15 protein-coding genes are annotated in these 13,034 nt (G+C 63.0%); 9 read left to right on the top strand and 6 right to left on the bottom strand.

Annotated elements, in window-relative coordinates:
* Positions 1-194 precede the first annotated feature (194 nt).
* Positions 195-641 carry a DUF2214 family protein gene (locus VFL62_RS26120; RefSeq protein ID WP_325175285.1) on the top strand — a complete coding sequence of 149 codons (447 nt, stop codon included), beginning with the start codon at positions 195-197 and terminating at the stop codon, positions 639-641.
* Between the two features lie 116 nt (positions 642-757).
* Here VFL62_RS26120 and VFL62_RS26115 read toward each other — a convergent pair whose 3' ends face one another.
* A complete protein-coding gene (locus VFL62_RS26115; RefSeq protein WP_325175284.1) occupies positions 758-1,165 on the bottom strand; it encodes a hypothetical protein in 408 nt (135 codons plus the stop codon).
* Here VFL62_RS26115 and VFL62_RS26110 point away from each other — a divergent pair, their 5' ends adjacent.
* Complete coding sequence (locus tag VFL62_RS26110) at positions 1,166-1,411, top strand: GCG_CRPN prefix-to-repeats domain-containing protein (protein ID WP_325175283.1); 246 nt, start codon at positions 1,166-1,168, stop codon at positions 1,409-1,411.
* A gap of 56 nt (positions 1,412-1,467) precedes the next feature.
* Here the strand turns inward: VFL62_RS26110 and VFL62_RS26105 are convergent, their stop codons facing one another.
* Both VFL62_RS26105 and VFL62_RS26100 read right to left on the bottom strand, forming a co-directional pair.
* Positions 1,468-2,487, bottom strand: a complete 1,020-nt coding sequence (locus VFL62_RS26105) for an alpha/beta hydrolase (RefSeq protein ID WP_325175282.1) — start codon at positions 2,485-2,487, stop codon at positions 1,468-1,470.
* A 150-nt stretch (positions 2,488-2,637) separates the two neighbouring features.
* A complete protein-coding gene (locus VFL62_RS26100; protein WP_325175281.1) occupies positions 2,638-3,333 on the bottom strand; it encodes a winged helix-turn-helix domain-containing protein in 696 nt (231 codons plus the stop codon).
* Between the two features lie 181 nt (positions 3,334-3,514).
* On the opposite strand from VFL62_RS26100, the gene VFL62_RS26095 reads away from it, so the two are divergent.
* Entirely contained in the window at positions 3,515-3,826 is a 312-nt protein-coding gene (locus tag VFL62_RS26095) for an NIPSNAP family protein (RefSeq protein WP_325175280.1), read from the top strand.
* Between the two features lie 86 nt (positions 3,827-3,912).
* The gene (locus VFL62_RS26090; RefSeq protein WP_325175279.1) at positions 3,913-4,728 is read left to right on the top strand and encodes an isocitrate lyase/phosphoenolpyruvate mutase family protein; all 816 of its coding nucleotides are present in this window, start codon (positions 3,913-3,915) and stop codon (positions 4,726-4,728) included.
* A gap of 76 nt (positions 4,729-4,804) precedes the next feature.
* Here the strand turns inward: VFL62_RS26090 and VFL62_RS26085 are convergent, their stop codons facing one another.
* Positions 4,805-5,278: a hypothetical protein gene (locus VFL62_RS26085; RefSeq protein WP_325175278.1), complete on the bottom strand. Its 474-nt coding sequence runs from the start codon at positions 5,276-5,278 to the stop codon at positions 4,805-4,807.
* A 134-nt stretch (positions 5,279-5,412) separates the two neighbouring features.
* Here VFL62_RS26085 and VFL62_RS26080 point away from each other — a divergent pair, with 134 nt between their 5' ends.
* A complete protein-coding gene (locus VFL62_RS26080; protein WP_325175277.1) occupies positions 5,413-6,054 on the top strand; it encodes a trimeric intracellular cation channel family protein in 642 nt (213 codons plus the stop codon).
* Between the two features lie 57 nt (positions 6,055-6,111).
* Here the strand turns inward: VFL62_RS26080 and VFL62_RS26075 are convergent, their stop codons facing one another.
* Positions 6,112-7,353: a cytochrome c gene (locus VFL62_RS26075; protein ID WP_325175276.1), complete on the bottom strand. Its 1,242-nt coding sequence runs from the start codon at positions 7,351-7,353 to the stop codon at positions 6,112-6,114.
* Positions 7,354-7,593: 240 nt separating this feature from the next.
* Here VFL62_RS26075 and VFL62_RS26070 point away from each other — a divergent pair, with 240 nt between their 5' ends.
* Together VFL62_RS26070 and VFL62_RS26065 are read left to right on the top strand one after the other, a co-directional pair.
* A complete protein-coding gene (locus VFL62_RS26070) occupies positions 7,594-11,085 on the top strand; it encodes an indolepyruvate ferredoxin oxidoreductase family protein (protein ID WP_325175275.1) in 3,492 nt (1,163 codons plus the stop codon).
* Between the two features lie 10 nt (positions 11,086-11,095).
* Positions 11,096-11,557 (top strand): GNAT family N-acetyltransferase, encoded by a 462-nt coding sequence (locus VFL62_RS26065; RefSeq protein ID WP_325175274.1) that lies wholly within the window; start codon positions 11,096-11,098, stop codon positions 11,555-11,557.
* Positions 11,558-11,579: 22 nt separating this feature from the next.
* On the opposite strand, the gene VFL62_RS26060 is transcribed toward VFL62_RS26065, so the two are convergent.
* Positions 11,580-11,957: a nuclear transport factor 2 family protein gene (locus tag VFL62_RS26060; protein ID WP_325175273.1), complete on the bottom strand. Its 378-nt coding sequence runs from the start codon at positions 11,955-11,957 to the stop codon at positions 11,580-11,582.
* A 166-nt stretch (positions 11,958-12,123) separates the two neighbouring features.
* On the opposite strand from VFL62_RS26060, the gene VFL62_RS26055 reads away from it, so the two are divergent.
* Together VFL62_RS26055 and VFL62_RS26050 are read left to right on the top strand one after the other, a co-directional pair.
* A complete protein-coding gene (locus VFL62_RS26055; RefSeq protein ID WP_325175272.1) occupies positions 12,124-12,624 on the top strand; it encodes a heme-binding protein in 501 nt (166 codons plus the stop codon).
* A 203-nt stretch (positions 12,625-12,827) separates the two neighbouring features.
* On the top strand, positions 12,828-13,034 hold a 207-nt coding region (locus VFL62_RS26050; RefSeq protein ID WP_325175271.1), incomplete at its 3' end, for a hypothetical protein.

Raw genomic sequence — 13,034 nt, 5'->3', positions numbered from 1 at the left:
CATCGAAGTCGGGTGAGGGGTCACCTCACCGGAAGGTTAGACAATTTACCTCACCCTAAACGAAACTTTGGCCGCGGATGGAGTAGCCCTCTCCCACAAGGGGAGACGGCGCATCAATCGACATCGCGCCGTTGGCGCACGCGATGTGCGTCGTGTAGATGTATTTTGTTTGCCGATGATCGAGGACCTTCGCCATGTCCACGCTTTTTGCCTTCCTGCACCACCTCTGCGCCTTCACGCTGGTCTCCGCACTCGCCATCGAGTTTGCGCTGATCCGGCAGGAACTGACGCTGGCGTCAGCGCGGCGGCTTCAGGTCACCGACATCGTGCTCGGCATCGCCGCCGCCGCGCTTTTCATCATCGGGTTGTTGCGCGTGTTCTTCTTCGAAAAGGGCGCGGCCTATTACTGGCACAGCCACGCATTTCTGACCAAGTTCAGCCTGTTCGTGATTATCGGCCTGCTGTCGATCATTCCGACAAGGGAATTTCTGTCCTGGGGCGGGGCGATCAGATCGGGACAGGCGCCGGTGATGGAGGACGCGCGACGCAGACGCCTCACCCTGATCATTCACATCGAACTCGCCGCGATCGTCATCATCCTGTTATGCGCCGCGATCATGGCGCGGGGCGGTTGGGTCTAGCGCGGCCTGTTTCCTGGTCTTTCATCGCGCTGTTACCATCCGCAAAGACGTCAGTGTTGCGCCGGAGTCACGTTGCGCGTTGATCGGCGCGACGCATGAACAAGTTCAGCCAACATTCATGTTTGGCCGACGAGACTGCATGTCTTCTCTGTCTCATCTCGTGAAAGGGGCTTGAATTCATGAAACTCGGGCATCTCTTCAATTTCGGTGCCGGATTGGTTGCGGGCGCGATCTTGCTGGCTGTAAGCGCACAAGCTGCGCCCGTGCCGCCGGCTCTTTCGGCGAGCGTGCCGGCGGCGGTCAGCGTCGACCCGGCCGTCGTTTCCCAGCACGAAGTCGATCAGATGAAGCCGGTGCAGGTGCACTGGCATCACCGTCATTGGCATCATCGTCACTGGCATCGCCATCACTGGCATCACAGGCATTGGCGCCACCGGCACTGGCGGCACCATTACCACTATTGATGGGAGCCGGATCAGTTGGTTGAAACCGTTTTGATCGCTAACAAACAGAAAGGAACGCACATGAGAATTCTGATTGTGTCTCTGTTCGCGATGGGCATCGGCCTCGCGTCGGTTCCGACTGCCAGCGCCATGCCGACGGCGCCGCTCGACCGGGCGGCGGCATCCGACAGCGCGACTTTGCCGGTGGCCGGCGGTTGCGGCCCTGGCTGGCACCGCGGACCTTATGGCGGCTGCCGTCCGCTTTATAACTGTCCGCCCGGCTGGCACTCCGGGCCGTTCGGCCGTCGCTGCTTCCGCAACTGGTAACACGAGCGAGGGGCGGGAAATTTCCCGCCCCTTTCTTGGCATGTCAGTGGCCCTGGTCAGTTCGCCAGGAACGGCAGCATCAGCGCGTTGAATTTGTCGGGTGCATCGAGGAACACGAGGTGTCCGGCGTTGTCGATCACCTCGGCCTTGGCACGCGGCATCTTCGCCGCCAGTGCTTTGGCGAGATCGGCATTCTGGCCCATCTTCGGCCGCAGCGCTTCCGGCGCATTCGGCCGGCCCGGCGCGTTGTGATCGTCGGCGCCCATGATGAACAGCGTCGGCACCGTGATCAGCGGGATCTCGTGCACGACCGGCTCCCGATAGATCATCTGACCTGAGGATACAAAGGCGCGCAGCCAGCGCATGTAGTCCGCCGCACCCTTGATGTTGAAGCGGGCCTCGATGAAGGGCGTGATCGCATCGGGGGGGATTTTCGGCGCGTAGTTGTTCTCGAGTTGCTTGCGGTAGCCGTCCGCGGTGAGCTTGTCCTCGTTCTCGAGAATTTTCTCGGTCGATGTCGGCGGCACGTACATCCGGTAGTCTTCGAGGCCGATCGGCGCGGCCAGCAGCAGATGGTTGACGCGGTCGGGATAGGCACGCGCGATCCGCACCGCAACCATGCCGCCCATCGAATGCGCGACGATGTCGGCCTTGGCGATTTGCAGGTGGTCGAGCAGCGCGACCGTGTTGCGCGCGAGGTTGTCGAAATGAAGCTCGCCGGTCGGTTTGGAGGATTTTCCGAAGCCGATCTGGTCGGGCACGATGACGCGATAGCCGGCCTCGCTCAGCACTTTTATCTCTGGTGCCCAATAGCTCGATGGAAAGTTGCGGCCATGCAGCAGCACCACGACGCGGCCGTTGGCTTGCGCCGGTGCGATGTCCATATAGGCCATCCGCAGTTGCTCGCCGTCATTGACGAGCGGCAGCAGGTTTACGGGGTAGGGATAGGGGAAGCCTTCAAGGCCGATACCATATGGCTCGCGCGGAGCGATGCCTGGCTCGCGATCGGCGGCTTGCGCGGGGGCGAGCGATAGAGCGAGGAGGGCGAAACTCAGGTGGAGAAAGGCTCGGTACATTGAAGGCTCCAAAGGCACTCGTCAGGCCCGGCTTTATGCCGGGCATCTACGTCTTCTGGATGTCGCATAAAGACGTGGGCCCGGGCGTAGGCAAGCGGAAAGCGACGCCGTTCTTCGAACGGCTACGCCCGGCCATGACGCAGAAAATGGCTATTGAGCATCGCCAAACAAGGCGGCAAAGCGTTTTTCGCCTTGCCGGGTGAACTGCACGACGCGGCTGCCCGCCTCGCGATCAGCCGAAGCCCATTTCAGTTCGGTGAAGCGCCGCATCAAGGCCGCGCCCAGCGTTCCAGCCAGATGATGCCGCCGCTCGCTCCAGTCGAGACATGCCTTGCAGACCGGACGCCGCGGATGGGCGAGCGACTGCGGATCGATCTGCAATGTGTTCTGAAGGAAGCGCTCGCCTTCCGCCGTCAGTTCGATGCCCTGCTTGTGCTGGCGCACCAGCTTGCGCTGCCGCATACTGTCCAGCATCTGCACGCCGAGGTCGCCGGCAAGGTGGTCGTAGCAGATCCGGGCGTGCCGCAGCGCCGGGTCCTTCGGTCCGGTGCGCACCCGCAAATGGCCGGCGCGCGCGGCGAGTGCCGCAAGGCCCTCCAGCACGCCGCCGACATCGGGATCGGCGAGGCGGTAATAGCGGTGACGGCCCTGCTTTTCCTGCTCGATCAGCCCGCCGGCCTCGAGCTTCGACAGGTGTGAGCTTGCGGTCTGCGGCGTGATGCCGGCTTCGTGCGACAACTCGGTCGCGGTCAGCGCGCGGCCGCTCAACAGCGCCGTCAGCATGTTGGCGCGGGCGGGGTCGCCGACCAGCGAGGCGACCATGGCGATGTCGGGTCCTGCTTTCATTGTTCGATGATAACCGAAGCATTGAAGCGGGGCAAGCGGGTAGCCTTTGGCTGGTCATTCCGGGATGGTGCGAAGCGACAAAAGTAATTTTGCGCTGAGCACCAGACCGGAAACTCGAGGTTCCGGTTCGATGCGTTGCATCGCCCCGGAATGACATCGCGTCTATTCCGAGGAGGTTCCCATGACGATCACCGTCTTCATCCGCTACCAGATCGATCCATTCAAGCGCGCGATGTTCGAGGAATACGCGAAACGCTGGCTCTCCATCATCCCGACATGCGGCGGCGATGTTCTCGGCTACTGGATGCCGCATGAGGGTACCAACAACATCGCCTTCGGCCTGATCTCGTTCGAAAGCCTTGCCGCTTATGAGCAATATCGCGCGCGGCTGCGCGGCGACAAAGAAGGCATGGAAAATTTCGGTTTTGCCGAGGAACGGAAGTTCATTCTCGCCGAGGAACGCACGTTCCTGCGACAAGTGTCAGCAGCATGACAGCATGGCGCCTGGTCTGACTGGCGTGACGTGGCCTCGAGCGATAATCTCGCAGCAACCAACCAACAGCAAAAGGAGAAACGCCGATGCCGATTTCATTGGCCGACAAACGCGCGACGTTCCGCAAGCTGCATGAAAGCGGCTGCTTTGCGATTCCAAATCCTTTTGACGTCGGCTCGGCAAAGGCGCTGGCGCAGATGGGATTCAAGGCGCTGGCCTCGACCAGCGCCGGTTTCGCTTGGACCATCGGCAAGGCCGACAATCATGTGACGGTCGAGGATGTCTGCGATCATCTCACCGCGCTATGCGCGGCGGTGGACCTGCCGGTCAACGCGGATTTCGAAAACGGTTTCGCCCATGAGGCGGAGAAGGTCGCCGTCAATGTCGCGCGCGGCGTCGCGACCGGTGTCGCCGGGCTGTCGATCGAGGATTCCACCGGCGACAAGGCCAAGCCGCTCTATGAGCGCGCCCATGCGGTCGACCGGATCAAGGCGGCGCGCGCGGCGATCGATGCCGACCGCAGCGGCGTATTGTTGACCGGCCGCTGCGAAGCCTTTCTGTGGGGGCAGGACGACCTCGCGATGGTGATCGATCGTCTCACGGTCTATGCGCAAGCCGGCGCCGATTGTCTCTATGCGCCGGGTATCAAGACCAAAGAGCAGATCACCGCGATCGTGAAGGCGGTGGCGCCGAAACCCGTCAATCTCCTGATCGGCGCATCCGGCCTGTCGGTGAAAGAGGCGGCCGATCTCGGCGTGCGGCGGATCAGCGTGGGCGGCTCGCTGGCGCGCACCGCCTGGGCCGGCTTCATGCGCGCAGCCAAGGAAATTGCCGAGCAGGGCACCTTTACCGAACTCGCCAAGGGCTATCCCGGCGCCGAGCTGAACAAGATGTTCCGCTGATTGCCGGTCAGGCTCTCAAGTGAAAGAAAAAACAGGCGGCCTGATCGACTGATCGGGCCGCCCCAGTGGTCTTGCGCTACTTGTTGCCGGCGTTACCCGGCGTCGCCGTGTTGGTATTGGCGCCGCCCGGGGCGGGCGATGACGGCGAGGGCGTCTGCGGGTTGGCCGGTGCCGCGCCCGGTGCCGCGCCCGTGGTCGTGCCCGGCTGGCTGTTGGAGCGCGGGGTTACGTCGCGCATGCCCGAAGGCGCCGGAGGCGGCGAGGACTCAGCCGACTTCTGGGAGTTGGCCGGTGTCGGCGTCGTGGCTGCATTGTGCTGGGTGACCGAGGTGTTGTTCAACCCATAGAACACGATGCCGAGCACGATCGCGATACCGACCGCGAACATCGCAATCTTGCCGTTGCTGGCCGGGCCTTCGGCCAATTCGGGATCGGGCTGCAGCTCGTTGTCGAGTTCGACCGGCGAGCGCCGCTCGCCGATATTGGTTCGGATCGGGTCTCTCAGGTGATCGCGATCATAGGGATCGTTGGGATTGAGTTCGCTGGCCATGGCCGGATCCTCCACATGGTTTTGGCGACAACGGCAAGGCGTCGATGCGGGTTCCCGGAACTTTCGCTGTTTCCGAACGCAACGACTTCACGGAAAATGGAACTTTCAGACCGGGCATGAGTCGTGAGGGGAAAATGTGGGGCCTGCCGCCAAGCGATACGGTTTTACATATTCTTTCGCTGATCGCGCTGGCCGCGCAGGCGATGACGGCGGCGCTCGCCGCCGGTCGACGCAGCATGGACTGGGTCGGCGTCTGCCTGCTTGGCTGCGTCACCGCGCTCGGTGGCGGCACCATTCGCGATGTCGTGCTCGGGCATTATCCGCTGGCGTGGGTGGAAAATCCGTCCTATCTCGCGATCACGGCAATCGCTGCGTTCGCGACCGTGCTGATCGCCCGCACGGTGCACCGGCTGAACCTGACTTTCCTGGTGCTGGACGCGATCGGGCTCGTGGTTTTCACGATGGCCGGCTGCGATGTGGCCTGGCAGATGAACGAGCCGCTCGCGATCGTGATCGTCTCCGGGATGATCACGGGCTGCGCCGGCGGCGTCTTGCGCGACATTCTCTGCAACGACGTGCCGCTTCTGTTTCGCTCCGAACTTTACGCCAGCGTTTCCGTCGTCACCGGTCTGTTCTACGCCACCGCCTTTGGGTTGAAGCTGAACGACGAACTCTGGACCGCATTGACGTTCGTGCTCGGCCTGTCATTTCGGCTGCTCGCGATCCGCTACAAATGGGAAATGCCGAAGTTCGTGTTCAACGGCGAGGAGAAGTGAGCGAGTCTATTTGGCTGTCGTTCCGGGTCTGGTCCTTCGGACCATCCCGAATGACGCCTAGCGTCGCGCCTGCGCGACGTCGGCCGCCGTTACCGCGGGTGCGGCGTTGCCCCAGGCGTTACGGATATAGGTGACGACATCGGCGACGTCCTGGTCCGACATCTTGGCATAGCCGGGCATTGATCCTTTGTTGGGCGCGCGCGGCGTCGTGATGGTCTCGGCGCCATCCAATACGATGCGGATCGTGCTCAGCGGGTCGGACGATTGCAGGTTGGCATTGCCGGGCAGCGGCGGATAGATGCGCGGCGCGCCGCTGCCGTCGAGCTCGTGACAGGCGACGCAGGATCCCTTGTAGAGTTTTTCACCGTTGGCCATCTGCGCCGCGGACGGCGGTGCGACGGCCGCTTCAGGCGAGCTCGCCGCGATATCCTTCAGGTACACCGCGATCGCGCGGGCATCGCCATCGCTCAAATGCGAGGTGGAATTGAGCACCACCTGCGCCATCGGCCCGCCGGCATGGCTGTGCGCATTGCGTCCGCTTTGAAGGTATTCGGCGATATCGTCCACGCTCCAGGATTTCAGGCCGCCACGTTCGGCGCCGTCGAGGCGTGGCGCGAACCAGCCGTCGATGCGGCTGCCGGCGAAGCGCGCGTTCTGCCGCTCCGCGCCGAAAAAGCTCTTCGGCGTATGGCACGCGCCGCAATGACCGAGCCCTTCGACCAGATAGCCGCCGCGGTTCCACTCGGCGCTCTTGCTCTGGTCGGGCTCGAAAATACCGGGCCGGAAGAAAGCGAAATTCCAGAACCGCATCAGGGCGCGATGATTCCACGGCCAGCGCAGCGCGCTGGGCGGCGGGGTGTTGTCGACCGGCGCGACGGTGGCGAGATAGGCGCGGATGGCGAAGATGTCCTGGCGCGTGACCTTGGTGAAATGTGGATAGGGGAAGGCCGGGTACTCGCGCGCGCCGTCCGGTCGCTCGCCATAGCGCATCGCGCGCAGGAAGGCCTCGTCGGTCCAGCGGCCGATCCCGGTATTGAGGTCAGGCGTCAGGTTGGCGGAATAGATGCCGCCGAACGGTGTGTCGATCCGTTTTCCCCCGGCGAAGGGTTTTGAAGGATCGGCGGTATGACAACTGCCGCAGTCGCCGGCTTCGGTCAGCGCCTTGCCCTTGGCGATGGTCTCCGGTGAGGGTGGGGAGGGAAGCTGCGCCCGCACTGTGTTGGATGCAGTGCACAACGCGGCCACGATCAGAATCGCGCCTGCGGAATGATGCCAGTAGCGGGTCGAGCACTGCCCCATGGGATCCACTATAGCGCAAAACCGCGCCGGCGTGCCTCACGTCGTTTCGTCCCGACATTGCTGGGCGACACAAGGCGAAAACCGGACCGGGACGGGAAAGCCGGAAATTGCGTTTTGCGGCGGGCGGTCCTTTCGCACCAGATTTGTGATGCGGCGGGCTTAAAATCCGACATAGACTAGCTTTTACAGACCGTGCGACTAGCTAAAAGCCAAGAAGAGCAGGGCTCATAAGAGGGTGGAATGGGAATAAACCAGGGTCCGATCAGCCTCGATCAAAAATACACCCAGGGCTCCGGCCACGTCTTCCTGACCGGTATACAGGCACTGGTGCGGCTGCCGATGGCGCAGATCCGCCGCGATCGCGCCAATGGGCTCAACACCGCCGGCTTCATCTCGGGCTACCGCGGTTCGCCGCTCGGCGGCTATGACCAGCAGCTTTATGCCGCACGCAAGCATCTCGAACAGTACAACATCAAATTCCAGCCCGGGGTGAACGAAGACCTCGCCGCGACCGCGATCTGGGGCTCCCAGCAGCTCAACCTCTCCAAGGGCGCCAATTACGACGGCGTCGTCGGCATCTGGTACGGCAAGGGCCCCGGCGTCGACCGTTGCGGCGACGTATTCCGCCACGGCAATGCCGCCGGCTCGGCCAAGAACGGCGGCGTGCTTTGCCTTGCCGGTGACGACCACGGCGCCAAATCCTCCACCGTCCCGCATCAGTCCGACCACGCCTTCATCTCGGCGCTGATGCCGTATCTCTACCCCTCCAGCATCCATGAAATGATCGAGATGGGCCTGCTCGGGATTGCGATGTCGCGCTATTCCGGCTGCTGGGTCGGCATGAAGGTGATCACCGAGACGGTGGAGACCACCGCTGAGATCGACCTCACCGACGAGATGAAGCCGTTCATCATCCCGCCGGATTTCGAAATGCCGCCGGGCGGTTTGAATCTGCGCTGGCCGGACGACCGCTTCGATCAGGACCGGCGGCTGCAGGACTACAAGGGCTTTGCCGCCATTGCCTTCGCCCGCGCCAACAAGGTCAACCGCATCACCATGGATTCGCCGAATGCGCGGTTCGGCATCATGGCTTCCGGCAAGAGCTATGAAGATATCCGCCAGGCGCTGCGCGAACTCGGCATCACGCCGGACGTCGCCGCCAAGATCGGTCTCAGGCTTTACAAGATCGGCATGCCCTGGCCGCTGGAGCCGCAGGGGGTGCGCGAATTCGCCGTCGGTCTCGAAGAGATCTTCATCATCGAGGAACGGCGCGAGATCGTCGAGAATCAGGTCAAGCAGGAGCTGTTCAACTGGCGCGACGACGTGCGCCCGCGCATCGTCGGCAAGATGGACGAGCACGACAAGCGCTTCTTGCCGTTCGCCGAGGAATTGAGCGTTGCCTCGCTCGCGAGCTCGCTGACTGAGCGGCTGCTGCGGCTCAATCTCAATCCCGAAATAGCCCAGATGCTGCGCGCCAAGGCCGACTGGTTCAACGGTCGGCAGGCGACGCAGATGCAGGCGGTCTCGCCGGTGACGCGCACGCCGTACTTTTGCTCGGGCTGCCCGCACAACACCTCGACCAAGGTGCCGGAGGGCAGCCGCGCGATGGCCGGCATCGGCTGTCACTTCATGGCGCTGTGGATGGACCGCTCGACCGAAACCTTTACCCACATGGGCGGCGAGGGCGTGCCGTGGGTCGGCACCGCGCCCTTCACCAACGAAAATCACATCTTTGCCAATCTTGGCGACGGCACTTATTTCCATTCCGGCAGCCTTGCGATCCGTCAGGCGATCGCCTCGAAAGCCAACATCACCTACAAGATCCTGTACAACGACGCCGTCGCCATGACCGGCGGCCAGCGCCATGACGGCGACCTGTCGCCGCAACAGATCACCTTCCAGCTTCACGCCGAAGGCATCCGCGAGATCTATCTGGTCTCGGAAAATCCGCAGGCCTATCCGGCTTCCACGATCGCGCCCGGCGTCAAGCTCGCGCACCGCGACGAGCTCGACAATGTCATGAAAGCGTGCCGGCAGATCAAGGGCGCGTCTGCGATCGTGTTCGTGCAGACCTGCGCGGCCGAGAAGCGCCGCCGCCGCAAGCGCGGCATCATGGAGGATCCTCCACGGCGTGTTCTGATCAACCCCGCCGTCTGCGAAGGCTGCGGCGATTGCTCGGTGCAGTCGAACTGCATCTCGGTCGAGCCGCTGGAGACCGAGTTCGGGCGCAAGCGCACCATCAATCAATCCGCCTGCAACAAGGACTATTCTTGTCTGAAAGGCTTCTGTCCGTCCTTCGTCACCGTCGATGGCGGCAGCTTGCGCCGCCGCGTGCCGGCCGGGATCGGCGATCTCGGCGACCTGCCGGAGCCCGCGTCTAAGCCGTCGCTGGATCGTCCGTATAATGTCGCGGTCGGCGGCGTCGGCGGCACCGGCGTGTTGACGATCGGCGCGCTGCTCGGCATGGCCGCGCACATCGAGGGCAAGGCCAGCATGATCCTCGACATGTCGGGCCTGGCACAAAAGGGCGGCGCGGTGCTCAGCCATGTCCGCCTCTCCGAACATACCGCCGACGTCACCTGTTCGCGCATCGTCACCGGCACCGCCGATCTCGTGATCGCCGCCGACGAGGTCGTCGCGGCGTCGAAGGAGACCATGACGCTGTGCGAGTCGAGCCGGACCACCGGCGTCATCAACAGCCACGTGATTCCGACCGCCGATTTCGTCCTCAACCGCGACTTCAACTTCCAGACCCGCAAGGTCAGCCACGTCCTGGAAACCGCGCTGCGCAAGGATTCCGCTTTCCTCGACTTCACCAAGCCTGCCGAGACGTTGCTTGGCGATGCCATCGCCACCAACATGATGATGATGGGTTATGCCTATCAGAAGGGCCTGTTGCCGCTGACCGCTGAGGCGATCGAGCAGGCCATCGAGGTCAACGGCGTCGCGATCAAGATGAACACGCAGGCCTTCCGCCTCGGCCGGCTCGCCGCCGCCGATCCCGCGCGGATCGAGGCGATGATGAAGGATCATGACGAGGCGAGCGGCCACAAGACGCTGGATGCGATGTCGCTCGATGAGATCATCGCGCATCGGTCCGCGCATCTGACCGCCTACCAGAACGACAAGCTCGCCGCGCGCTATAAGGCGCTTGTCGCGGAGGTGCGGGACGTGGTGCGCGCGCGGGGCCTCGGTGAGGCATTGCCGCGCGCGGTGGCCATCAACTACGCCAAACTGCTCGCCTACAAGGACGAGTACGAAGTCGCGCGGCTGTTTACCGACGGCCATTTCGAAGCGCAGCTTCGCGACCAGTTCGACGGCGATTTCAGGATCAGCTTCAATCTCGCTCCGCCCATTCTCGGCGGGGCTAAGGACGCGCTGGGCCGGCCGAAGAAGCGCGCCTTTGGCGCCTGGATGCTGCCGGTGTTCCGCACGCTGGCGAAGATGCGCGGCCTGCGCGGCACGATGTTCGACATCTTCGGCTACAGCGCCGACCGCAGGCTCGAGCGCGATCTGATCGCGGGCTACGAGAAGGACGTCGCGACCGTGCTCGGCCTGCTGTCGCCGGTGACGCACGATACCGCGGTCGAGCTGTTGTCGTTGCCGGATCGCATTCGCGGCTATGGGCCCGTGAAGGAGAAGGCGGTGCGCGAGGCGCAGCTGCGCTACGCGCAGCTTGCGGCTGATCTCGCCAACCCGCCAAGCGCGCCGCGCCAGATCGCGGCGGAATAGGCCATCGGTAATGGCTGATTTGAATTTCCGTCGGGCCACCGAAAAAGACGTGCCGGCTATCGTTCGAATGCTCGCGGACGACACGCTGGGTGCGTCCAGGGAAACAACCGGACCGGAAAGCCTGCCGCAATACCTGAATGCATTTCGTGCGATCGATGCGGACCCCAACCAGTTCCTGCTGGTCGTCGAAGATGGCGCCGAGATCGTCGGCACGCTTCAGCTGACATTCATTGCGGGCCTGTCCCGTGGCGGATTGAAGCGCGGTCTGGTCGAAGCCGTTCGGGTCGCGAGCAGCCGGCGTGGCGAGAAGATCGGCGAGGCCATGATCGCCTGGGCGATCGAAAAATGCCGGCGCGAGCAATGCGGCATCATTCAGCTGACGACCGACAAATCACGAACCGAGGCGCACCGTTTTTATGACCGGCTCGGCTTCGAGCCGTCCCACATCGGCTACAAAATGATGCTGAGGTGAGAACCGAATAGACGTCGACTCTTCAGATCCGCTCGACGAGATGCGCGCGCGTGGGTCCCGGCTCAAATGGACCGCCAAAATACTGCGTTTCGCGCGCCACCATCCCGTCGCGAAATTCCATGATGCTCACGACATAGGACGGTATGCCGTCATAGGTCAGCACGAATTCGCTGACCCAGAGCTCGCCGCTGCCGGTGATGCGCCGAACCGTGAAGTGCTTCTGGTTCGGCTGGACAGTTCGGCTTTCCTGAATATTGCGCCGGCCACGAATCCGTTCGCCCGATTGCGGATAATCGAGTACGGCATCGTCGCGATAGATGTCGTGTTCGGCCTCGAAATCGTTGGCGTCCGAAGCTGCCCAGTGGCGCTCAAGCGCCGCGCGCATGATCCGATCATCCATCGGCGCCTCCCGCGTCCATAACGGTTTTCACCATATGCAATAATGCGGTTGTTCGATGACCGCTTTGTCACCAGGCGCCACCGAGCGCCGCGAGAATTCTGGCTACCAACCGTTGCTTGCACTAAGCTTTGCGGACTTCAACCAAGAATTCCGGGAGGACATCATCGTGCGATCGTTCAAGGTCCAGTTTGCCGCCGCTGCGGCCATCGCCTGTATCCAGGCTTGCGCCACCCCGGCGAACGCTCAACTGCTCAGTCACAAGGATCTGAGCTCTTCAATCGCCTTTACCATCGCGCAGACCACGATCGATACCTGCAAGGCCAACGGCTATGCGGTTTCGGTCACCGTGGTCGGCCGCAATGGCGAGATCATCTTGCAGGTGCGCGGCGACAACACGGGCCCGCACACCATCGAGAACAGCTTTCGCAAGGCCTACACCGCGCGCACCTTCCGCTCCCCGTCGGGCGCCTTGGTCGATCGCCTGAAGGCCGAGCCGACGCTCGGGCTGATCCATCTGACCAATGTGATCGCCAACCAGGGTGCGTTGCCGATCAAGGTCGGGGATGAGGTGATCGGCGCGGCCGGCGCATCGGGTGCACCCGGCGGCGAAAAGGACGAAGCCTGCGTCAAGGCCGGCCTCGACAAGGTTGCGGATCAGCTCAAGTAAGCGGGTCCGCGTCACTCAATCTCGCGTCCAAAAAAATAAAGGCCCCCGTTGCGGGGGCCTTTTGACGTCGAGGTCCGAGTTTGTCCTTGGACCCGCAAGGCCGAGCGCGTTCCGCCCGGTCGGATCGTGCTCACTCGTAGAGAGCGCACGCGGCTCCATTCCATCGCAGGCACCTGCGGGCTTCCCGGCGGACATGCCGGATCGTGGTTCTGGCGACGCAAACGCCGTTCACGCGCGTCCTGCCCGGGCCGCAGGCGAGAGCGACTTGCGTGATCATGGCGTCCGGTTGCGGGATTGGCGCCGGTGTCATCGCTTGCACCGAAGTTGCGGCCAATAATGCCAGGCTCGAAATAACCATTGATCTGATCATTTTGCTGCTCCTAAAAACTCACAAAGCAGGGTCGGATTTC

The sequence above is a fragment of the Bradyrhizobium sp. genome (assembly GCF_035701725.1).
Taxonomy (GTDB): Bacteria; Pseudomonadota; Alphaproteobacteria; order Rhizobiales; family Xanthobacteraceae; genus Bradyrhizobium.
This window is presented reverse-complemented; position numbering and strand designations above follow the sequence as displayed.